Source organism: Thalassoroseus sp. (assembly GCF_984380535.1).
In genome coordinates, this window is sequence record NZ_CFHRBF010000009.1 from 36,987 (window position 1) to 59,230 (window position 22,244).

16 protein-coding genes are annotated in these 22,244 nt (G+C 57.0%); 5 read left to right on the forward strand and 11 right to left on the reverse strand.

Features of this window, described 5'->3' with window-relative positions:
* Window positions 1-17 precede the first annotated feature (17 nt).
* Both AC5DDB_RS13685 and AC5DDB_RS13690 read left to right on the forward strand, forming a co-directional pair.
* Window positions 18-1,364: a DUF1501 domain-containing protein gene (locus AC5DDB_RS13685; protein WP_491740289.1), complete on the forward strand. Its 1,347-nt coding sequence runs from the start codon at window positions 18-20 to the stop codon at window positions 1,362-1,364.
* Window positions 1,364-3,781: a hypothetical protein gene (locus AC5DDB_RS13690; protein WP_491740290.1), complete on the forward strand. Its 2,418-nt coding sequence runs from the start codon at window positions 1,364-1,366 to the stop codon at window positions 3,779-3,781. Before AC5DDB_RS13685 ends, AC5DDB_RS13690 begins: the two co-directional genes overlap by 1 nt.
* A gap of 8 nt (window positions 3,782-3,789) precedes the next feature.
* Here the strand turns inward: AC5DDB_RS13690 and tilS are convergent, their stop codons facing one another.
* Both tilS and purH read right to left on the reverse strand, forming a co-directional pair.
* Window positions 3,790-4,806 carry a tRNA lysidine(34) synthetase TilS gene (gene tilS, locus AC5DDB_RS13695; protein ID WP_491740291.1) on the reverse strand — a complete coding sequence of 339 codons (1,017 nt, stop codon included), beginning with the start codon at window positions 4,804-4,806 and terminating at the stop codon, window positions 3,790-3,792.
* Between the two features lie 3 nt (window positions 4,807-4,809).
* Window positions 4,810-6,399 carry a bifunctional phosphoribosylaminoimidazolecarboxamide formyltransferase/IMP cyclohydrolase gene (purH, locus tag AC5DDB_RS13700; protein WP_491740292.1) on the reverse strand — a complete coding sequence of 530 codons (1,590 nt, stop codon included), beginning with the start codon at window positions 6,397-6,399 and terminating at the stop codon, window positions 4,810-4,812.
* 223 nt (window positions 6,400-6,622) lie between these two features.
* Here purH and AC5DDB_RS13705 point away from each other — a divergent pair, with 223 nt between their 5' ends.
* Complete coding sequence (locus tag AC5DDB_RS13705; protein ID WP_491740293.1) at window positions 6,623-7,447, forward strand: FHA domain-containing protein; 825 nt, start codon at window positions 6,623-6,625, stop codon at window positions 7,445-7,447.
* A gap of 80 nt (window positions 7,448-7,527) precedes the next feature.
* Window positions 7,528-9,042: a WD40 repeat domain-containing protein gene (locus AC5DDB_RS13710; protein WP_491740294.1), complete on the forward strand. Its 1,515-nt coding sequence runs from the start codon at window positions 7,528-7,530 to the stop codon at window positions 9,040-9,042.
* Window positions 9,043-9,282: 240 nt separating this feature from the next.
* On the opposite strand, the gene AC5DDB_RS13715 is transcribed toward AC5DDB_RS13710, so the two are convergent.
* The 7 genes from AC5DDB_RS13715 to hrpA all read right to left on the reverse strand — a co-directional run bounded on the left by AC5DDB_RS13715 (window position 9,283) and on the right by hrpA (window position 18,605).
* Entirely contained in the window at window positions 9,283-9,696 is a 414-nt protein-coding gene (locus AC5DDB_RS13715; RefSeq protein ID WP_491740295.1) for a molybdenum cofactor biosynthesis protein MoaE, read from the reverse strand.
* A gap of 33 nt (window positions 9,697-9,729) precedes the next feature.
* Entirely contained in the window at window positions 9,730-9,975 is a 246-nt protein-coding gene (locus tag AC5DDB_RS13720; protein WP_491740296.1) for a MoaD/ThiS family protein, read from the reverse strand.
* Window positions 9,972-12,902 carry an FAD-binding and (Fe-S)-binding domain-containing protein gene (locus AC5DDB_RS13725; protein ID WP_491740297.1) on the reverse strand — a complete coding sequence of 977 codons (2,931 nt, stop codon included), beginning with the start codon at window positions 12,900-12,902 and terminating at the stop codon, window positions 9,972-9,974. Before AC5DDB_RS13725 ends, AC5DDB_RS13720 begins: the two co-directional genes overlap by 4 nt.
* 129 nt (window positions 12,903-13,031) lie before the next feature.
* The gene (locus AC5DDB_RS13730; RefSeq protein WP_491740298.1) at window positions 13,032-13,364 is read right to left on the reverse strand and encodes a hypothetical protein; all 333 of its coding nucleotides are present in this window, start codon (window positions 13,362-13,364) and stop codon (window positions 13,032-13,034) included.
* A gap of 24 nt (window positions 13,365-13,388) precedes the next feature.
* On the reverse strand, window positions 13,389-13,889 hold the full coding sequence (locus tag AC5DDB_RS13735) for a hypothetical protein (protein ID WP_491740299.1): 501 nt from the start codon (window positions 13,887-13,889) through the stop codon (window positions 13,389-13,391).
* Between the two features lie 39 nt (window positions 13,890-13,928).
* Window positions 13,929-14,501: an REP-associated tyrosine transposase gene (locus AC5DDB_RS13740; protein ID WP_491740300.1), complete on the reverse strand. Its 573-nt coding sequence runs from the start codon at window positions 14,499-14,501 to the stop codon at window positions 13,929-13,931.
* 96 nt (window positions 14,502-14,597) lie between these two features.
* Entirely contained in the window at window positions 14,598-18,605 is a 4,008-nt protein-coding gene (hrpA, locus tag AC5DDB_RS13745; RefSeq protein WP_491740301.1) for an ATP-dependent RNA helicase HrpA, read from the reverse strand.
* A gap of 207 nt (window positions 18,606-18,812) precedes the next feature.
* Between hrpA and AC5DDB_RS13750 the strand changes: the two genes are divergently transcribed.
* Window positions 18,813-19,130, forward strand: a complete 318-nt coding sequence (locus AC5DDB_RS13750; protein WP_491740302.1) for a hypothetical protein — start codon at window positions 18,813-18,815, stop codon at window positions 19,128-19,130.
* A 4-nt stretch (window positions 19,131-19,134) separates the two neighbouring features.
* Here the strand turns inward: AC5DDB_RS13750 and AC5DDB_RS13755 are convergent, their stop codons facing one another.
* Window positions 19,135-20,481, reverse strand: a complete 1,347-nt coding sequence (locus AC5DDB_RS13755) for an amidase (protein ID WP_491740303.1) — start codon at window positions 20,479-20,481, stop codon at window positions 19,135-19,137.
* 126 nt (window positions 20,482-20,607) lie between these two features.
* Window positions 20,608-21,858: a hypothetical protein gene (locus AC5DDB_RS13760; protein ID WP_491740304.1), complete on the reverse strand. Its 1,251-nt coding sequence runs from the start codon at window positions 21,856-21,858 to the stop codon at window positions 20,608-20,610.
* Window positions 21,859-22,244: the final 386 nt, after the last annotated feature.

The following is a 22,244-nucleotide window of genomic DNA, read 5'->3' on the forward strand; positions in this document are numbered from 1 at the left end:
GTGAAAGGCATGACCGAATGCTAAAAATCTCCATGGGACGTCGATTGAAATCGCATCGGAATTGCGAACGGATCTCGCGTCGTCAAGCGATTCAATTGGGAAGTTTGGGTGCGATCGGCGGGTTGAGTTTGCCGACGCTGTTGCAACAAGAGGCCACCGCTGCAACGATCGCCCCAAAAGCGAAGTCGGTCATTCTATTGTTCTTGGAGGGCGGTCCGAGCACGATCGACATGTGGGATACAAAGCCGGAAGCCCCGGCGGAAATTCGCGGCCCGTTCGCCACCATTCCCACCAACGTCCCGGGAACATTCTTTGGCGAACACTGTCGGCATTGTGCGAGTGTCGCGGATAAGTTCACCGTGGTTCGCAGCCATTCCCACGACGACAACGGCCACGTCACCGGTTATTACTATGTGATGACCGGCCAAAAGCCACGGTTCCGCGATGGCCAGAACAGTCGGATTCCGGCAAACACGTTGTTCCCGTCGATCGGCTCGAAAGTCGCTCGTGAACTCGGTTTGGGCGGCACAGTGCCATCGTATATCAATTTGCCCGCACCGATGGACGCCGGTGGTCCCGGTTTTTATGGGCCGGAGTATGCACCGTTCGTCATCGAAAGCGATCCCGTGCAACCCGATTTCGAAGTCAAAGATTTGCGACTCGCCCCTGGCGTGAACGAGTCGCGGATGGCTCGACGTCAGCGTTTGCTCAACGGCGTGGAAACCATCACCGGGCAGACCGGCGGCAAAGCCAAAGAGATGTCGACGTACTATCAGAAGGCCCACGAACTCATCACCTCGCCGGCTGCACAACAAGCTTTTGATATTCAAAAGGAACCCGAGTCCGTTCGGAGCCAGTACGGTTATTCGACGATCGGGCAGTGCGCGTTGCTTTCGCGGCGGTTGGTCGAAGCGGGTTGTCGATTTATTGGCGTCGACAATCCCGGTTGGGACACGCACGCCGACTGCTTCCCCACGCTGAAAGACAATCTCATCCCGCAAGCCGATCAGGCGTTCGCTGCGTTAGTGACGGACTTGGAAAACCGGGGCCTGCTCGACAGCACACTTGTGATCATGATGGGCGAAATGGGACGCACGCCCCGCGTCAACAATGGGGCAGGCCGCGACCACTGGAGTAAAACGCAGAGTATTCTCATGGCGGGTGGCGGGATTCGTGCTGGGCAAATCATCGGTGCGACCGACGAGCACGCCTCGCAACCGATTTCTGATCCCGTCTCCATCGACGATTTGCACCGCACGATTTACACGTTGATGAGCATCGATACGCACAAGTCGTACCTCACACCGCTGGGCCGACCGATGCCGATTCTCGACGGCGGAAAAATGATTCCAGGGTTGGTCTGATGCACGGTGTTCACGCGGTTCGAACCGTCCTCCTGCTTGCGTTGTTCACAGTCGGCGTTGGCTCGAATGCCATCGCCCAGCAGCGGCCGGAACTCGGTTACGTTTTTCCACCGGGCGCGGCTCCGGGTACTTCGGTCGAAGTCAAACTTGGTGGTTATGACTTCACACCGGACACGCAGTTTTTCATGTTGGATGAGCGAATCGAACTCGAAATTCTTGGACCACCCAGCGAGCAACTTCACCCCGGACCACCGCACTGGTTCGGTCCCAAGGCGATTAACTCCAACAAATCGTTCTCGGTGCCTCGCGAAGTTCCCGCTCGCATCACGATTCCGGCGGACGTATCGCCGGGCATGATCAAGTGGCAAGCCGCCAATGCGAATGGAGCCAGTGAGGTCGGTAAATTCATCATTGGCACAGGTACGCCGGAACGGTTGGAATCGGACTGCCCGCTGGCATCGAACTGCCGAATCGTTCCCAAGTTGCCAGCGGTGATTTCCGGCTGCTTGGAGAAGAAGGAAGAAATCGACTGCTACGAATGGACCGCGAGTGAAGCGGGGCTATTCAGTTGCGTATTGCCTGCGTGTCCGGTGGGTTCGCCGTTGTATCCTGTTCTGGAAATTCGCGACCGCGGGGGCAATCGCATCGCCGAAGCCACCGCAACGACGCAGCGAGAGGTCGCGCTCACGATTCCCGTGCAAGCGAAGCAAACCTACCGCATTCGGTTGCACGATGCCGACTTCCGTGGCGACCGTTCGATGGTCTACCGCCTGCATCTGCATGCAGGACCACACGTGTCGACGACAGTGCCCGTCGCCGGTCAACGAGGTCAAACGCAGACCGTACGGTTCTATGGTGTCGGCATTCAGACCGGTTCGTCGAAGCTGGAATCGATCGAGCAAACCGTCAGCTTTCCAAAGAACTCGGATTCCGATTTTTGGCACCCACCGATTGACACCCCGGCCGGTAAAACACAACCGATTCGGTTGGAACTGACGGAGTTGCCCGAAGACATCGAGACACAGCCTTCGAAACGTCAACCCCGACCCATTCCGAGTGCGATCACCGGGCAATTGATGAATTCCCATGAGGTCGACGAGTACCAGTTCCATGCGGAACCCGAACAGCGGTTGTGGATCGTCGCGGAGGCCGAGCGGTTTGGGTCGCCGTGCGATTTGGCATTGGAAGTCGTAGATTCCACTGAAAAGGTCGTCGCTTCGAATGACGACTTACCCAACCGAACCGACGCGGGCCTGATGTTCCAGCCCAAAGCCGCAGATGATTTTCGCGTTCGTGTGACGGACTTATCCGGCACCACGAGCGACCGGGAGCGGTGTGTCTATCGCTTGGCAATCTCGCCGATGAACGTGGATTTTGCCCTGAGTTCACCGGCGTTTGCCGAAACGATCCTCGGGGCGGAACCCGTGGCCGCTCCAAATCGCACCAATCCGAATGCCCGTGCGAAAGCCGGTTTGCTGGTTGTTTCGATCGATCGCAGTCGCGGATTCGATGGCGACGTGAACCTAAACCTAACGGACCTTCCCGATGGCGTTCGCACAGTGGAATCGACCACCATCACCGCGAAAGAGTCGGCAGTCAGTCTCCCGATTTGGTGCGAAGCGGACGCGACTTCGTTCGCTAAGTTTGCGACGGTTCAGGCAACCGGACAACTCGCCGATGGCACCGACATTGTGCAAACTGCCCGCGTGTTAGTGGTCCCCGTAATGAAACCGCGGGCTGTCGTCAGACCGAAATATCCGGACGGCGGACGGACGGTGTATCGCGGGGCAACGTACCCGGCTCCGGTCGAGGTAGAGCGGTTGGAAGACTACACCGGCGAAGTGGAACTGCAAATGGCGGCTCGCCCGGATCGGGTTCGTCAGGGAATTATTGCCGGCGATCTCACGGTGGCCGCGGGCGTGGATGCAATCGACTTCCCGCTGTTCATTCCGGAGTGGGTCCAAACCGACCGCACCTCGCGGATTGTGCTCAACACCGTCGTGCAAGTCCCTGACCCTCAAGGCAACATGCGTTACTTGGTGAACCGGATGGACCGCCGTATTACGATGAACGTGGAAGGGGCGTTGCTGAAAGTCTCAGTCGATCAACCGGAAATTCGCTGGGATCCCTCTGACGCGGACGATGGACTCATCGACGTTCCAGTCCGAATTTTGCGATCGCCGAAACTCACCGGTCCCGTGCGAATGACACTGGTCGACTCCCCAGCGACCGGTTTCCAAGCTGAGCCAGTCCTCATCGACGAGGATCAAACCGAGGCCGTTCTCCGGGTTCAGACCTCAAGCGATTCACTGACGCCTGGTGCTTATGAATTGACAGTGCAAACGGTTGGCGAGCGGAGCGGTTTGCCGGTTCAATCGCGCGTGGATTTTATTTTGAGCATTCGCAGTGACGATTAACTTGACTGTTATCCGTCACCAGGAACTTGCAGGATCAAACGCCGTTGGCGGGATTCGCGAACGATCTTCGCTTGCACTGGTCGTGGCAAACTGATGAGTCCGCGCATCGTGGGGGTACAAATCGCCTCTTGCAAGCGTGTGTAGTGTTGGTAACTCATCTTCTGTTGCGGCCAATTCATTTCGACCCAAACACGTCTGAGGCAAACTCGAATAATCGCTGTCGGGCATTCGGCAAGTCGTTGGCAATCCAGAACGCACGCAGTTTCCGTTTGTGAGATCGTGACCGATTGCAGAACATTGGTCGCGATGAAGTCGTCGATTGCTTGGGTTTGCACGGCTTGTTCGGCTAATCGACACAATGCGTTTTTGACTTGCGGGTTGAACTGCGATTCCAACAGCGGCAACAGATCGTGGCGGATGCGGTTGCGGGTGAAATCGCGATCTGTGTTCGACGAATCCGTGCGGAATTCTTGTCCGATTTCCCGCAGCCAATCGTGTAAGTCTTGTCGTTGAATTCCTAACAACGGACGTACGACATTCACCCCACAGCCCAAAGTGCGAATTGGTGGAATGCCACTGAGTCCCGTCAGACCGGTGCCTCGCAAAATGCGATGCAGGACCGTCTCGGCTTGGTCATCGGCGGTATGTGCCACTGCGATCACTCGGCAGGAGTTTGCCACCGCCGTTTGTTCCAGAAATTGGTAGCGGAGTTGTCGAGCGTCGCCTTCACGGCTGCCGGTTGTCCGTGTGGTTTCTGCCTGACTCGCCGATCCAAGATGGCCAACGACGCCGAGTTGCGTACACAGTTCGGCGACCCATCGTGCATCGGCATCCGATTCGTCCCCGCGAAGCCTATGGTTGAAGTGTGCGACTTGGAGTCGAAGTTGGCAGGCCGATTGCAGCTTCAACATGGCCCGCAACATCGCGACACTGTCCGCACCACCCGAGACCGCCAGCAGCACGGATTGCTCCACAATCCCAAGTCGGTGGAGCGTGTCGCGAAGTTCGACCAGCAGAGCATGCATGGATCAATGACGGAAATGGCGGCGACCGGTGAAGATCATCGCCATGCCGTGTTCGTTGCAAGCGGCGATTGTGTCTGCATCGTTGCGGGAACCGCCGGGTTGGATGACGGCGGTCACACCGGCTTCGGCGGCTTGGTCCACACCATCACGGAAGGGGAAGAACGCATCCGAAGCAAGCACGCAGCCCTTGGCCTTTTCGCCGGACTTGTAGGCCGCGATGTAAGACGAATCCAACCGGCTCATTTGCCCCGCACCCACGCCGGTAATCGCACCGCCTTTGGCAAAGACGATGGCATTCGATTTGACGTGCTTGCAGACTTTCCAGGCAAAGTGCAGGTCGCGTTTTTCTTCGTCGGTCGGTTCCCGATCGGTGACGGTTTGCCAATCGGCCTTGGCGTCCGGAACTTCGTCGCGATCTTGCACCAGAAGACCGCCGGTCACTCGGCGATACTCGCGGGTCGGTGCTTGTGACGCTGACGGGTCGAGATCGACCTGCATCAACCGCACGTTGTTTTTCCATTTCGGGCGGGTCGTCAGAATCTCCAAGGCGTCGGCGTCGTAAGCCGGTGCAATGATCGCTTCGACGAACCGGCCGCCTTCACAGAGGAACTCCGCGGCGGCTGCATCGACCGAGCGGTTGAAACCGAGAATCGAACCAAACGCACTGATCGGGTCGCCATCCCAAGCGGCGACAATGGCTTGACCAACGTTCTCGGCAATTGCACATCCACAGGGGTTGTTGTGCTTCAGGACAGCCGCAGCGGGTTCCTCGAATTCTCGGGCGATGGCCCACGCAGCGTCCAAGTCGAGCAGATTGTTGTACGACAGTTCCTTGCCGTTCAACTGGCGTGCGGCTGCCAGCGTTCCGGTTGGCGGATGGGGTTCGATATACCAAGCGGCCGACTGATGTGGATTCTCGCCATAGCGGAGTCCGAGTCGTTTCCGAAAGGTCAGGTTCAGGGTCTCCGGAAGACCGTTTGTCGACTCTTCCTCAGTCTCAGTGGTGATCGTCGCCATGTAGTCGGCAATGGCACGGTCGTACTGGGCTGTCATCTCGAAAGCGGCAGCGGCCAATTGACGCCGGAGCGATTCCGACAGTGGACCATTCGCCAATGCATCGGCGACCATCTCGTACTGCTCGGAACGTGTGACCACACCGATGTAAGCATGGTTCTTGGCGGCCGACCGAATCATGCTTGGGCCGCCGATGTCGATCTGCTCGATTGCTTCGGGAATCGTGACGCCCGCTTTGGCGATGGTCTGCTGAAACGGGTACAAGTTGCAGACGACGAGCGTGAACGGCACGATTCCGTGCTCACGAATCGCGGCTGCATCATCGGTTTGATCGGGGCGGCCGAGAATCGCTCCGTGCACTTTCGGGTGCAGTGTCTTCACACGTCCGCCCATGATCTCCGGAAAACCGGTCACGCTGGCGACATCGGTCACAGCGATGCCGGCGTCTTCCAAGTGTCGTCGGGTGCCGCCGGTGGAAACAATTTCGAATCCCATGCTGACCAAACGCTGAACAAACGGAGTCAGCCCGGTTTTATCGCTGACACTCACCAAAGCACGTTTTGGGCTCGAATCGGACATCAATCTACTCAAGTTCAGATGGGAAGGAATTGCGGGAAATCGGACATCAATGCGGGAACGGCCCGATCGTAGCCACCAAAGCGGAAACCGTCAAACGGCTAAATCGACTCGGCTTGTCACGCAATTGACTGTGCAAAGGTCCCTTGCTGCCGTTAGAATGCTTTGGCATCCCCATGATTGAGTAGATGAACTGGTTTTTCGTTTTCGTAAAAGTCACGGTCTCATGGCAAGTTGTCCCTATTGCGATACCGAACTGAGTGAAAACGCGGCTCAATGTCCGCAATGTCGGGCGGAGTTGTCGGGCGATCGGTCCTACCAACCGACTCGGCGGGCTCCGGAACGAACAGGTGCGAAACCGAAGGATGGTGAACAAGACTCGGCCCTCGCGTTTCGCCCGATCAATCGTCCTCCGACATTGCTATTGTGTGCAATCGACGATGGCTCGCGGGATGATGGCGAATGGTTCCGTGTGCGGAAACCGAAATTTCAGATTGGGCGGATCGAAGGCGACATCATCATCGGCCACGACAACGGCATTTCCGGTCGGCATTTGGAGATTGTGCAGAAGAACGAAGACGGCCGGTTCCGCTTTCACATGCGTGACCTCGACAGCCGCAACGGGACGTTCGTTCGTGTCTCGAAGGCCGTCCTGCGAAACAAACAGGAAATGCTCATCGGTGCCAGACGTTACTATTTCAGCGGGTCGAGCCGGGAGAAAGGCAGTTGGGAGAGCGGTCGTGATGCGGCTTTGGCCGACGTTCCCGCGACGCTCGTCGAGATGACGCCGCGTGGCGATGGTGAACGTTATGTGCTCGATGACGGCGACAATTTCATCGGAGCCGAGGAGAAGCGGTGTTCCGTTGCGATCACGGATGACCCGTTCGTGAGTTCCGTGCATGCGCGAATCTATTGTGACGATCGTGGTCGGTGGCTGATCGAGAATCGGAATTCGCTCAACGGCGTGTGGATTCGAATTACCGAAATGCCCCTTGATACCGGTGGCGAGTTCCAGATCGGCGAGCAACGGTTCCTCGTACGAATCCCGTAACCGCAAAGTTCTCGGAACTTTCCTAATGACGATCGCATCCCATCGGCAGGGAGGTCGTGCGCTGTGTTGGGGGAGAACCGATGAGACAGACAACTCGGTGGGCTGTTGGCGTTGTGTTCGCGGTTGTCACGCCGGCAATGGCTGTCGATGTGCCCAGCGAAATAGTTCGCAAACTCGGCGGTGCGGAAAGCCCGATCGAGACGCGTCCGCAAAGTGTACGCGGGTTGGCTGTTTCCGATGACGGCGAAATCGTGGCCACTTATGGAGAACCCGCTGATCCGAAGCGGCCCCGTGTGATTCAGATTTGGAATCTCAAAACCGGTCGGTTGCAAGCCACGTTGCCCGGACCGGACGAACCGCTGCGTGCGATTGCGATTTCCAAAGACGGCAAAACGCTGGTCACGACGAGTTTCGACGTCACTACGCAAAGCGGAATTACCCAGATTTGGGACACAAAAACTGGCCAGCTTCGCCACCTGTTACCAGATGGAGCCGAACGGCTGCGAATTCACGACGACGGCACCTTCACACTGGCGGTTCCGGATCAATTGCGGATTTATCGGCTGCAAACCGGTGAGGAAATTCGGCGGTTCTTGGCTCCGAATTTGGTGCACGATATTTCGACCGATGGGACAAGGGTTCTCACGGTGACATCGACCCGTGACTCGGTGTTACGGATTTTCGATGTGACCGATCAAATCGAAACCGACAAACTCACGGGCTGCATGAATAGTCCCCGGGTGGCTCGGTTTTCGTCCGATGGTCGAACGGTCGCGGCACTCGATGGTGGCAAATTGCTCGTATGGGAAGTGGAAACCGGGCGACTTGCCTACGAATTGTCCGCCGACAAGACCCGACTGATTTCGATGGAGTTTTCCCACGATGGCCGCTTTCTCATGGCGGGCGGATTGGACCGGCGTCTGCGGGTGTGGGAAGTTGCGACGGGTGAGGAAATTTATTCGGCGTCGGCTCACACGGGAGTGCTGACGGCGATGACTGTCGATCGGCAAAATCAACGCGTAGTGACGGGCGGCACCGATCAAGCGTTGATTGCTTGGGATGCCGAAGGGTTTCTGCAATCCCGACTCACCAATGTGGTCCTCACAGACGCGGAACTCACGGAGTTATGGCGGTCCTTGGCGAGTGGGCCGGGGCAGGCGTTGCGAGCGATGGGGCAGATTCGCGAAACGCCCACGCGATGTCTGGCGTTTCTGCAAGATCGCGTGGGGGAAGTCACGTTACCCGCTCAGAAGGCTCGCATTCGGGAACTGTTGGCCCAGCTGAACCATCCGCAATCATCGGTTCGGCATCACGCCATGTACGAGTTGATCCAATTGCGAGCCGTCGCGCGACCGTTGATGTTGGAAACTTATGAATCGACCCCTTCGGAGGAAGTTCGCTACCGGCTCAGTCGGGTGTTGTCCTACAGCGAAGACGCCCCGCGGTTCACCAACGACGACATCCTGCGGATGAAGCGGCTCGTCACGGCATTGGAACCCTTGGACTCGCCGCAGCGGGAAGCCATCTTACGGGCACTCGCGGAAGATTTCCCCGACGAAGCCGTGAAAACCGCCGCCGAATTATTATTGAAGTAGCGGTTTCTGTCTTGTGGAGTTCGGTCCACAAGGTCTTTACCACCGCTTGATCTTCCGATGCCAATGTAGCGGAAGACATGGGTGGGTCATGACCCGGTGTGCCACGGCTCTGTGAGCCGTGCTGAGCGATGAACCCAGAAAAACACGGCTCACAGAGCCGTGGCACCCAATCCGAATTCAATTATTGGCTTTGATGATGCAACGGGCTGCTCTCGTCCATCACGGACACCGACATTGGGCCTACGCACCGGGGTGAACCCATTCGGTGGTGCCGTCGGCCCAGTTCTCTTTTTTCCAAACGGGAACGGTCACTTTGAGCGTGTCGATTAACCACTTCCCAGCGTCGAATGCATCGCCTCGGTGTGGACAACTGACGGCCACAATCACGCTCACATCACCCAGTTCCAAGTGGCCTAGCCGATGCACAATCGCGAGTCGATCGACCGGCCATTTCTCGCGGGCTTGTTGTTCCAATTCCTTCATCTTGGCGACGGCCATCTCGGGGTAGGCGTCGTAGTCCAACGCGACGGTCTGGCGATCACCGGTCATTTCGCGAACGGTCCCCAGGAAGACCAAAACCGCACCCGACTGTGTGGATCGTACACTTTCGGTGACGGCGGTGATGTCGATGGGATCGTGAGTCAGTTCAATCATGGAAGTTCCATGTACTCGGTCATAGCAAGGTTTTCAGCCGCCACTCACAGGGGGGAAGACGGCGACATCATCGGACGGGGTCAGCGTGCGTTCGTCGGTGGCGTAGTCATTGCCGACGGCGATGTGCAAACTCGACGCGAGCGGTTGCAAGCCGGGATGCTGTTCAGCAAGAGCGGTCCGCAAGTCGGCCACGGTGCTCGCGTCCGGCAACTCCACGGAAACGGTGTCTGCACCGACAATGTCACGAGCGCGAGCGAACACGCGGACGGAAAGATTCATGACAGCACCAGTCGGTTTTTCGAAGGAGACAACTTGCGTTCGAGTTCGGGCATCAATCCGTAGGCGTACGCCAAGAGCTTGAGCGGATGCAGCGTCGGACGGTCGGTGCCTTGTTCCATTTGCATCTTACATGCGCTGCATTCGGTCGCGCCAATGGTGTACTGACCGGACCGCATCTCGGAAATCAAACCCCAACCCAGACGGAGTGACGTTCGAAAGTTCTTAGCCGAGAGACCCCAAGCACCGGCCATACCGGAACATCCTTGCTCGATTTTAGCGACCGTTTGGCCGGGGATCAAAGCGAGCAATTCTGCCATCGGCGGCCGTTTTGTGAGGGCTCGAACATGACAGGGCGTATGGTATCCCACTGTGTGGTTCAACTCGCTAAAGTCAGTGCGGAGTTGGCCTTGTGCGTGCAGACCGAGTAAGTACGAACCGGCATCGATCGCCTGTGTCGCGACGACACCCACATCGGGATGATCGAGCAATTTAGGGTATTCATCCCGTAGGCATAACGCGGAAGTTGGTTCGGTGCACACGATTTGATATCCCTCGCGAGCCAACCCGCCGAGCGTGCGGACATTTTCCTCGGCCACTTCCTTTGCTGCTTCGATATCACCGGCGGAAATCAACGACATTCCCGACGACGTTTGAGTCTTAGGGATCACAACCGGCACTTGGTGATGTCGCAAGATTGCCAGGAACGACATGGCGAGTTCCGGATCGTAGTAGTTCGCGAAGTCGTCGACGAAGTACACGATCGGTTTGACTTGGCCCGGGACCGTTTGCGGTTTCTCACTGTAACGGCTACCCAAACTCCGCAGGAACGATCGGCGTGCGAACAAGGGAAGTTTGCGGTGTTGCGAGATTCCCGTCACTTTTTCAAGTGCCCAACGCGTCGTCGAATTCGAGACGAGCCAGTTCGCCGCCAGGGACAACGTACTGCCTAACGCACCGACGGAATGGGCACGCGACAGCAGCCAATCGGCCCGATGCAATCCGTTGGCCGCCACATAGGCTGCTTTCGCCTCGATCATCAACTGCGGAATGTTCACGTTCGACGGACATTCCAACTGACATTGTTTGCAGTTGAAACACAGATCCGCCACCCGTTGCATTCCATCGGAAGTCAAAACATCTGCGGGAATCGTTTCCGCTAACACACCACGAACCAGATTGGCTTTCGCTCGCGGACTGGCTTCTTCGATTGGGTCTTGCCGAAAAAACGGACACATCCGCAGTTCCGGCGACTGGGTGCGACACTCCCCACATCCGTTGCAACGGTCGGCGGTAGCGGCAAAGGTGGGCAGCGACCATTGAAGTTGCAGCGGGATCAGTTCCGGTTCCGCAGTCGATTTCGACTCGACTTCCGCGACAGGGCGAAAGTTCTTGGCAGTCGTGTGTTGATCGTTGCTAATGATCTTGCCAGGGTTCAGAACGTTGTGCGGATCGAAGATATCCTTGACCTGCTGGAACACACGATACAACGCTCCATACTGCGAACGGATGAACGCCGTCCGTGACAAACCGTCGCCGTGCTCGCCGCTGATTGAACCACCGAGTGAGAACACCAGTTGATACAAGTCGCGGGCCAAGCCTTCAAGACGCGGCCCATCACCAGGACGCGGCGGTTGTAGAAACGGCCGCATATGCAATTGACCCGCGGCGGCGTGCGCGTACAGTGAAGCTGTCACTTGGTGACGTTGCAAAATTCGTTGGGCGGACACGAGGAATTCCGATACCGCTTCGGGCGGAACGGCAATGTCTTCCACGAACGGCAGCGGTCGCGTGGGACCTTTGAGTTTCGTGAGCAACGGCACGACTCGGGTCGGCAATGTCCAGAGAAAATCCACATCGTCGACGGTTTCCGCTTCGAAAGCCACGACCGATCGCAAGTTGACATCGCGAACGGTTTGCAAAATCGCCCGCATTCGGTCGCGAACATCTTTCTCGTGCATGCCGGTCTGCTCGACGATCAACGCCACCTCGGCGGCGGGAGAAATCAACTGATGAAAACGCGGGTCCGCTTCTCGCGCCAGCGACAACAAACGACGATCGAGCAAATCACACGCACTGAGTTGATGCTTCTCGAGAGCCCGTACACTCCGAAGAGCGCCTTCGAGTTGGCCAAACAGAATCAAGGCAGCAGAGCGATGTGCGGGCAGGGGAGTGGTATAGAGCCGAGCTGATGTGAACAGTCCCAACGTCCCTTCCGAACCGATCAATAAGCGAGGCAGACTGATCGTATTGTCCTTCAGCACGCCTCGCAAGAAATATCCAGCTGTGTTGCGGATGCCCGCGGGTTGGCGGTCGCGGATCATCTCCGCATGATCGTCCAACAACTGGCTCAGACGGCTAATAAGATTCCGCCGGGCGAGGAACGACTGCGTGCGTTCAGATTCGACGATCGAGCCGGTATCTGGCATCGTCTGCAGAATATCCAGCGACTCCCGACCCGCTTCGATGACACATCCGTTCGCCAACACGACATCGATACTGTGCACGTGATTGCGTGTCGAACCGACGCGGACGGAATGTGAACCGGCGGCATCGACTCCCAGCATCCCGCCAATTGTGGTCACTGCGGAATTTGCTGGATCCGGCGCAAAGTACCGGCCGTGTGGTCGAAGGAATCGGTTGAGTTCCGCCCAGGTAACGCCCGCTTGTACGGAAACCGTGGAATCGTCGAACGACTCGATCCGATTCATCGTCCGCGAGAAGTCGATGACAATGCCGCGTCCCAACGGCCCGCCGGTCACGCTGCTACCGGCTCCACGGGGAATGACCGGGAGCCCCGCGTCGGCAGCGTACTTCACGAGTGTCACAACGTCTTCGGTGTTTTCCGGATACGCGACGGCCAACGGTGCCACCTGGTACAAACTGGCATCGCTGGAATACATCGCAATTGTCAGCGCATCCGAACGCACCTCTCCCTTCAGGAGACCGGCGAGGTCTTCGGCGATTCGTCTTCGGTGCTCATCCACGGAACAAGTATAGGGAGAGAACGGCGGGCGGTGTAGGTCAGGCTGTGTCTGACGTCAGTTTCTGCACACCATTTAACTCGTCAAATCTTCCCAATCTCCGGCCGGTTCGCCGCAGAATGGGCAGGAGTCTGTTGATCCGCCCAATAATTCGCCACATTCTTCACAGGATGGCGGCGGTGGGTTCGGAGACCATCGGGTGCGATTGGGACGGAGTCGGCCCCGCAGAAACAAGGCGACAATCGCTGCCCCGCCACAACTTCCGTAGATCGAATAACGAAATGCCAACGCGGACGCATCGGTCACGACCGTGACGAGCACAATGACCGGCACAAAAGCGGTGAACGAGAGTGAGTAAATCAGGACGCTATGAAGTACGGACTCCATCAGCTTCCAGACCCAAACCATCAATGCAAATTACCAATCAATTGGTCAACTCGACTTGTTGGACACATCTTCCATTCGGATTGCCTGCTGCCGATATCGCTCGGCGATTTCGAGATCAAATTTCGGATGCTCTTCGCCGAAATCTCCATGTCGATGTCGCGCTTCACAGCGGTAACACACCAGCACATCTGGCATGACAGTGTACAAAACCAGATCGATCAAAGCGAAGGCCATCAGAATTCCGATAGCCCACACTGGTTGATATTGGCTCCAGGCAATCGTGCTGAGAATCGCCCCCAACGCGACGAACAACAGCCCGACCTGTTGCGGAAAATCCTTCTGTCGCCATAAATCATCGCAGCCGCAAACGAGGCAGCGTCTCGGGACAAGTTCATCGGTCTGCGATTCACCAGATGCAGTTTCAACATCCTCGGCGGCAAACGTGCGAGACCAATCGCAATGGCTGCAGGAGATTTCCCGGTTTGCCAGCGTAATATTCGTCCGATTCGGCGTCTCGCACCGCCCGCATTGAAATGCCAGTTGCATTGTGAAGTCCAGTTTGTGTAGGTCAGGCTGTGCCTGACATCATTCGCCAACCGATTTTGCCAAATCATCCTGAAACAAGGCCTGACGAGTCCGATCACTCCAGCATGCCCAGTGCCATGGGTAAGCCCCTTGCTTTACCCACCGGTGAAAACTGGAATGGGGCCACTCATGCGGGCATCGAACATGTCCATGTTTGACAGGATTAAAATGGATATAGTCGAAATGTCGTTCAAAGTCTTCTTCGTCTTCAATTGTATGCTCCCAATATCTCGGTTGCCAAACGCCACGTCGTCGTTCGCGTTGCCGAGCATCGGAAATCTCTCCTTCGATCCCGAAACAATTCAGCCAGCGTTTGGTAAACTCCTTCTTGATCCACGACCATCGCATCGAGTATCTGTCATCCATCGGCGGTAACGACCAGATCGCATGCAGGTGATCCGGCAGTAACACGATGGCGTTCATGTCAAAAGGCCATCGATCGATGGCCTCTCGAAAACAATCTCCCAGCAATTCGACAGCCAAACAATCGGCAAACAGGGGACGACGCTGATGGGTCACCAGCGTAAAGAAATAAGTCCCACCGGGAACATACGCACGACGATAATTCGGCATCCTGAAAGTATATCAATGTAGTTCAGGCTGTGCCTGACATCTTTCTCCGATAACGATCCCGCCGCTTCGTCAGGCACAGCCTGACCTACAAGAAAACTACGGAGTGACTTGCCCCCATTGTTGTTCGAGGCGTTTGGGCGAGATGGGGATTGCGGTTCCCAGTTTTTGGGCGAACACCGAAACTCGGTATTCTTCGATCATCCATCGGAAGGCGTTCAATTGAGGATCGTAGATCTCGCGTTGGGCGTGGGATTGGCGACGATCGAGGTACATCTCCCAGTACCGCCGGACATCGGATTGTTTCTTCTGGTCGGCTTTCCAACCGCCCTCGGCGATCCGTTCACGACGAAACAACATCGCACGCAAGTACCGCGGATATTGGCACAACCACGGCCACGGGGTAGACGTCCAGAATCCCTCGCGGAGCAGTTCCTCATGTTGCTCGTGCATGTCGAGCAACGAGACTTCCCAAGTCTCCGGCACCGAATCCTCTAGCATCGTTTTCACGTTCTGGGCTTGCTCCAAGATCGGTTTGACGAGCGACACCAAATCCTGCACGGCGGCACTGATGCGGTTGCGACCGGTTTTCTCCCGATTCTGGAATTCCGCTTCGGCTCGGGGTAACACCGCCTCGTCTCCGAAGAACGCCCGATCCGCGAGCAAATCGACGAGAGACTTCGTGAGGTTCGACTCACCTGGCAACGTCGAAGCCAGCATGCGAAGTCGACCCAAATCCGGGAGGTAATCGACTTGTTGTTTGAGTTTCTTGGCGTTTTGCAGAGTGAACAAGCGACGCAGTCCACCGCGAAGTTGTCGGGCGGCTTTTTGGGGGGTGTCGACGAGTCGCAATGAAACGCTTTGCCCGCTGTCGATCAACGTCGGATATGCCCGCATCGCCACACCACCGCGTCGCACATCGAGATGAGCAGGAATGTCGCCGAAGTTCCATTCGGTCAAATCGTCGCGGCTCCACACGGAATCGTCGGTCGCGCTCATCGCAGCGGAGGCATCGGCGGACACTTCTCGGCGGATCGTTTGCAAGTCTCGTCCGCTGGCCACGGATTCGCCGTCATCGTTCACAACTCGCACATTCATTTTGAGGTGCGATGGCAAACGGCTTTCGTCGAACAAGTCCCGCCGAATCGGTTCGCCGGCGATGCGACTCAATTTCGTCGCCACCGCGTCCACGAAATCACCTTGGCCGAATTGCAGTTCCTTCAGAATCGCGCGTGCGGTGTCGGGCGCGGGCACGAATTCGCGGCGGATGTTCTTCGGTAGTGACTTGATCAACGCCACGATCTTCTCTTGCAGCAACCCAGGCACTAACCAACCAAGACGATGCGGATCGAGTTGGTTCACCCCCGCTTGCGGAACTGTCAGCGTGATGCCGTCGTCGTCTGTGCCGGGTTCGAGATGGTACTCCAAAGGCAACCGCATCCGTCCGACTTCGATCGCGTTGGGAAACTCGTCTTCATCCACGCCTTCGGCACCGGCCCGCAACAAGTCGGACTTCGCCATGAACAACAACCGCGGTTGCGTTTTGACTTCCTTGCGATACCACTTGTCGAATGACGGTCCATCAACCACACGGTGCGGCACACGTTGATCGAAAAACTCGAATCGTTCCTCCGGCAACAACAGCAAATCGCCTTGCCGACTTTTCGCCTGCATCTTTTCGACTTCGACGAGCAATTCCTGATTGTGTTTGAAGAACGCGTGTTTCGTTTCCCAATCGAACTCCGCGAGTGCATGTTGCAGGAACAGTTCGCGTGAGAGCTTCGCATCGATCCGGCCATAACGAACGCGACGGCGTGGAACCAACGTCAAGCCGTGCAGCAAGACTTTTTCGAAGGCCATCGCGGAACCGGACTTCGCCGACCAATGCGGTTCGCTGTACGTCTTCTTGACGAGATGCCCCGCCAGCGGTTCGATCCAATCGGGATTGATGCGGGCGACTGTGCGGAGATAGCGTTGGCTGGTCTCGACGAGTTCCGCTGCCATCGCCCATTTCGGTTTCTTCCCGAACACGCCGGAACCGGGCCACAGAAAAAACTTAGTTCCACCCGCGCCGGTGTACTCATGACCTTCGTCGCGGTAAGCCACATTCGAAAGCAAACCCGTCAACAATGCCCGATGGATCGCATCCGCGTCTTTGGCTTCCAACCGCAATTCCGTGCCGGTGGCCTCGTCTTGCTTCGGCTCAGGGTTCTTCTTGCGAAAATCTTTTCGTCCGCCGACTTTCATTCCCGCGTTTTCGACGAGTCGACGAAGTTGCTGATACGTTTCGCTCCACTCCCGTAGCCGATTGAAGTTCAAAAAGTTCTGCACACACGCCTTCCGCAAGCGACTTTTCGAGAGATCATCTCGCAGCTTGTGATAGAACTGCCACAGTTTGAGCAAACTGAGAAAATCGGATTCCTCATGCTGAAACTTCTCGTGAGCTTGGTCGGCGGCTTGTTGTTTCTCGACGGGACGGTCACGCGGGTCTTGAATTTCGAGGGCGGCCGCGATCACAAGCACATTCTGTAAACAGCGTTCTTCATGACCGGCAAGAATCATCCGCCCGATTCGTGGATCGACCGGCAACTTTGCGAGTTGTTGGCCGATCGGTGTGAGCCGATTCTCCTCGTCGATCGCACCTAGTTCAAACAGTGTTTTGTAGCCATCGCGGATGGCGCCCGGTTTGGGCGGATCGAGAAACGGGAACTCCTCGATCGCTCCCAACTTCAGCGCCTGCGTTTGCAGAATCACGGACGCCAAGTTCGTGCGTTGGATTTCGGGGGCCGTGAACCGATCGCGGGTGAGGTAATCTTCCTCGGAAAACAAACGGACACACACACCCGGCCCAACGCGACCGCATCGACCGGCACGTTGGTCAGCCGAGGCTTGCGAGATCGGTTCAATCGGTAACCGTTGAACTTGCGAGCGGGAAGAATACCGGCTGATCCGAGCGCTTCCGGTGTCGACGACGTACCGGACGTTTGGCACCGTCAGTGATGACTCCGCGACGTTGGTCGCAATCACGATTCGTCGCCAATCCGACTTCTGGAACACGCGGTTTTGTTCCGCTGTGGAAAGCCGACCGTAGAGCGGCAGGATTTCGGTTTTGCGGTTGGCGGAATCGCCGGCGATATGGTGTCCGCGAAGTTGCTTGGCCGCGTCGCGGATATCACGTTCGGTTGGCATAAAGACGAGGATGTCGCCGACAGGCTGTTCCATCGCGACTTCATCAATGGCTTTCGCCAAATGTTGTAATGGATCGGGTTCGTCGCGACGGTCGCTGTCGGCATCTTCGTCGGTAATCAACGGACGATATCGCATTTCGACGGGATATGTTCGCCCTTCGACATTGATAATCGGAGCCGGACCGCGACTGTCGCTGAAGTGTTCGGCGTAGCGGTCGGCATCGATTGTGGCGGAGGTGATGATCAACTTGAGATCCCGCCGTCGTGGCAACAATCCTTTCACGTAACCCAGTAGGAAGTCGATGTTCAAACTGCGTTCGTGGGCTTCGTCGATGATCAGCGTGTCGTACCCGTCGAGAAACCGATCGCCCTGCGTTTCGGCGAGCAGGATACCGTCGGTCATCAATTTGATGTAAGTGTCTGAACTCGTTGAATCCGCGAAACGAATCTTGAAACCGACTTCTTTGCCGAGCGGTTTGCCGAGTTCCTCCGCGACACGGGCGGCCACCGAACGGGCAGCGATTCGACGGGGTTGAGTGTGCCCGATCATCCCACCGATCCCCCGACCGAGATCCAAACACAACTTCGGCAACTGTGTCGATTTCCCCGAACCGGTCTCGCCACATACGACGATCACTTGATGTTCGTCCAAGGCCTCCGCGATGGTGTCCCGCATCCCGCTGATCGGCAAATCATCGGGGTAGGTGACTTTTGGAACCCGTTCGGCACGTCGTTTGTAAAGTTCCGAAGATTTCTCGATCTCACTCGCCAACCGCCGCAAATTGCGATCAAACGGTTTCCCCGCCGCTTGGGCTTTCTTGATCGAATCCAACCGTCGCCGCAGCCGAAACCGCTCGGATTGCATCACAGAACGCAATCCGGTTTCCAATTCGTCAATTGAGGGCAGCGTTTCGGGCATGAATCTGTCGGGGACAAAGTTGATGGCGGGCGGTTTTCGGCGACTTCGCTCATTCTATACGCTTGAACGAAAGAGGAAATTCACGGTGTGCGAATTTCGCAAAGACGGTGTAACATCCGACTCGCTCGGTTCCAAGGCCGATAGTCGCATTGACAGAACTGTATCAATGACTATGTTTTCGCCCACTTCACATTGCGAGTGGGAACTATGCGCCCCAATTTATGGCTCTGCCTGATCTTCCTATGTTTTGCAATTTCCGGCTGCGCTGCAATTGCTGAAGCACTGTTCAAAGGGGTTGTGGAATCCGCTTGTCACACCGCCTATGGGGAAAGCGAAGAAGAACGGCAAGATCGTCAAGAGATGGAACGCTACCGCGAACACTGGGACACACCAGGACGGAGTTCCAGCGAGATCGAACGCGAAGCCCGCGGAAAATTCCGTAAGAAACATGGTCGCGACCCCAACTTGAACTGGCATGAACGCGAAAATTACCCCGTCGTCGATTTCGATGACGACGATTCCTGAATACTCACCCGGCGAGCGAATCGCGACGGAAGCGGGTTTCCAGGTGATGCGTGAGCGCGAGCAGTGTGCGTTCGCTGCGGCGACGTCCCACGAATTGCAACGACAGCGGCAGCCCATCGTCGGTCAATGCGACCGGTAGCGATACGGTGGGCAAGCCGAGGAAACTCCACGGAGCGTTCATGCAGGAGTTGCCGGTGGTCGAACGATCGGGAGCCGGTCCGGTTGTGGCTGGACAGACCAGGATATCGAAGCGGGCAAACTCCGCCCGCATACGTTGTCGCCAACGCCGTTGCTGATGACGGGCAGCCTGGTATTCCGTCGCTGTGGTTGCCAGGCCGTCTTGAATCAGCGTGGTCATGTTCGGTTGATAATCCTGCGGATGCGTTTCGAATCGCCAGCGATGCCAAGCCGCCGCCTCGTAATTCATGAGAGTCCGGTGCGATGCCAGGATTTCATCAAAGTCGATCGGCAGCGAAACTTTGAGCGTGCTACACAAGTTGCGTCCGACACGACGACCGAGTCGGCGTAACAGCGTTTTCGAGTCCGGATCGACGAACTGCTCGGTCGGGTGATCAGAGAACAGTTCATCCGCGACGCCGATTCGCAGTCGTTGGAGACGCTCTAGGGAACTTGATTCGATCGCCATCGCGTAACGTCGTCGGCCTTCGAGCGCGTCCTGCATCAACGCCAAATCTGCGATGCAGCGAGCCAACGGACCAGCGTGGTCGAGACTTTCCGCAACCGGCACGCAACCGGTGAGGGGCAACTGGCGGTAAGTCGGTTTGAGTCCGCAGACCCCGCAGTACGAGGCGGGGCGAGTGATCGAACCGCCGGTTTGGCTGCCGAGGGCTGCGTAACACATTTCGGTTGCCACCGCGACGGCGGACCCGCTCGAAGAACCGCCGGGCGTGCGATCGGTATTCCAGGGGTTGCGTGTCGGCGGCGGATCGAAACACGCAAATTGCGTGGTTACGGTCTTCCCCAGGATAATTGCACCAGCGTCTCGCAGTCGCGACACGATGACGGCGTCGTGCTCGGCGATGGAATTCGTACGCAACGCAGAACCGGCCGTCGTCGGTAAACCCGCGACATCGAAAATGTCTTTGATGCCAATGGGAATCCCATGCAGCGGACCACGCCAGTGACCGTCATTAAGTTCCGCATCGAGTTTCAGGGCTTGTTGCTTCGCGTTGTCGGAGTCCACCACCACCCACGCGTTGAGTTCCGCGTCTCGGTTTTGGATCTGCTCCAAACAGCTAACGAGAACACGTTCGCAAGAAATTCGTCGCTGACGGATTTCGGTGGAAGCGTCGATGAGGCGATTAGATGTGGGGGTCGGGAATGGTTCCATGACCCTATGAGTATACAAAAACCGCCCACCGGTCACACCCGGCAGGCGGTTTGGAAAATGTTGAGGCGATGAGGTCTGATGCGATGACGTGAGGTTTTGAAGTTCACAATCACAGGAATCGAGAACTTAACGAATCTCGGTTTCCGTTTCGCCGGTGGCCATCACTTCGGGTTTCTTGTTCCAACCCATGCGGTCACGGTAGATGGTCAACGCGTTGAGGGCGTGATACATGCCGCCGACGCCTTTGCCGCCGATCGGTTCGGCTTGGTTGTCGACCAGGTCACGACCGATGCGGTTGACGGCGTTGCGAATCCAAGGTTGATTGATTTCGCTCTGGGGCAGCACGACCATCAGGAACTCCAGGCAGTGTCCGGTGGTCGAGAGTCGACGGGCGATGTCGTCCGAATGTTCCGACGACTTGTACCACTGCGATGAGAACGAACCATCCGAGTTCTGCCACTGACGGGCAATTTGAATGTACTTCTGCAAGTACATGTGACCTTCGAGCCATACGCCGCGGAGCGGGTTGCCGGCTTGCAGGTAGGCGTTACGAGCACAGGCAATTGCGAACAGCCCATGGTTTCCGCCACATGCCGCCTTCGTGACCGGCGTTTGCATTTGCTTGCGGATCAGGCGTTCCATGCTCCACTGTTCGCCGTCTTTGTTGTACCACTCGGCATCGGGTTCGATGTAAAACGCGAGCGACCACAATGTCCAGGTCATTTCCTCGTGATCATTGCATTCCATCTTCGCATTGTGAATCCAGTCAGCAATAGTGAACTTGCGACCGTTCTCAGCGGCGGTAAATTCGAATTCACGTGGCAATCGAGCCAGTGTGAACAACGCGAGGAACTGGTTCGGATGCCCTTCGAAGTGGTAGGGCTCGGTGAACGGTTGGCCTTTACCACCGAAGGTCGTTGTCACGAACCACGGTTTGCCGGCAAAGGTTGGGCCGGACGAGATCCAATCCAGCGCTTTGACGGTCTTGCCGTCGGTTGTTTTCAGATAGTATTGATCCCGCAAGGCGAGCACGCCGTGTGCAATTTGCCAAGGGGTATTGACGTCGGCGGTCAACATGCGTCGGCTGGTGACGTTGATGGCGTCTTCGACCAGCGTTTGCAGCGGATCGACGGCTACCGCGGACACCGGCACAATCTCGGTCTCCGTTACATCGGATTCGAGAACGTGCTCGACGTACAGTGACTGCAAAAGAGCGGCACCGGTGGAGGGCTCGTCGGTTTCGCTGATTTCCGGTCGAGTTGGCTGCCATTCCCCTGCAACTGCAACGGAATTGATGATCAGCGAACTGACAAGAATCGCCGGGAGTAATCTCGCGGCGGTGTGAATTTGAGGGAGGGGCCGGCGGAACGAAATCATGGGGGCATCCTTTTCCATTGCCATCCGTCGACGAATGTTCCTATCGCCACGGACAACAGCCGAACTGCGCGTCATGCCTGGGTCGTGGCCCATCCCGACGTTCAAACGGTCGTTCGGTCGACAAACCGTCCGTTTCGCCGATGGAGAGGCTAGGCAACTTCATCGACGCAAGTCTTCCACATGCGTGACAGACGCTCGCATTCCCGGCTCTACAGACCACAACTCGGTCCGGTCGGTCCGGATGTAACGATCAGTCTGGCGGTGTCTCCGGCACCACACGAAGAACCGATCTACCACGCAGAACAGGCACAATCGGCAGACTTTGCCAAGCGGATGTCCGTTAGCACGTGTTGAAAGTTTCACCTCTCCCAGGGAAGGAGGTGGTG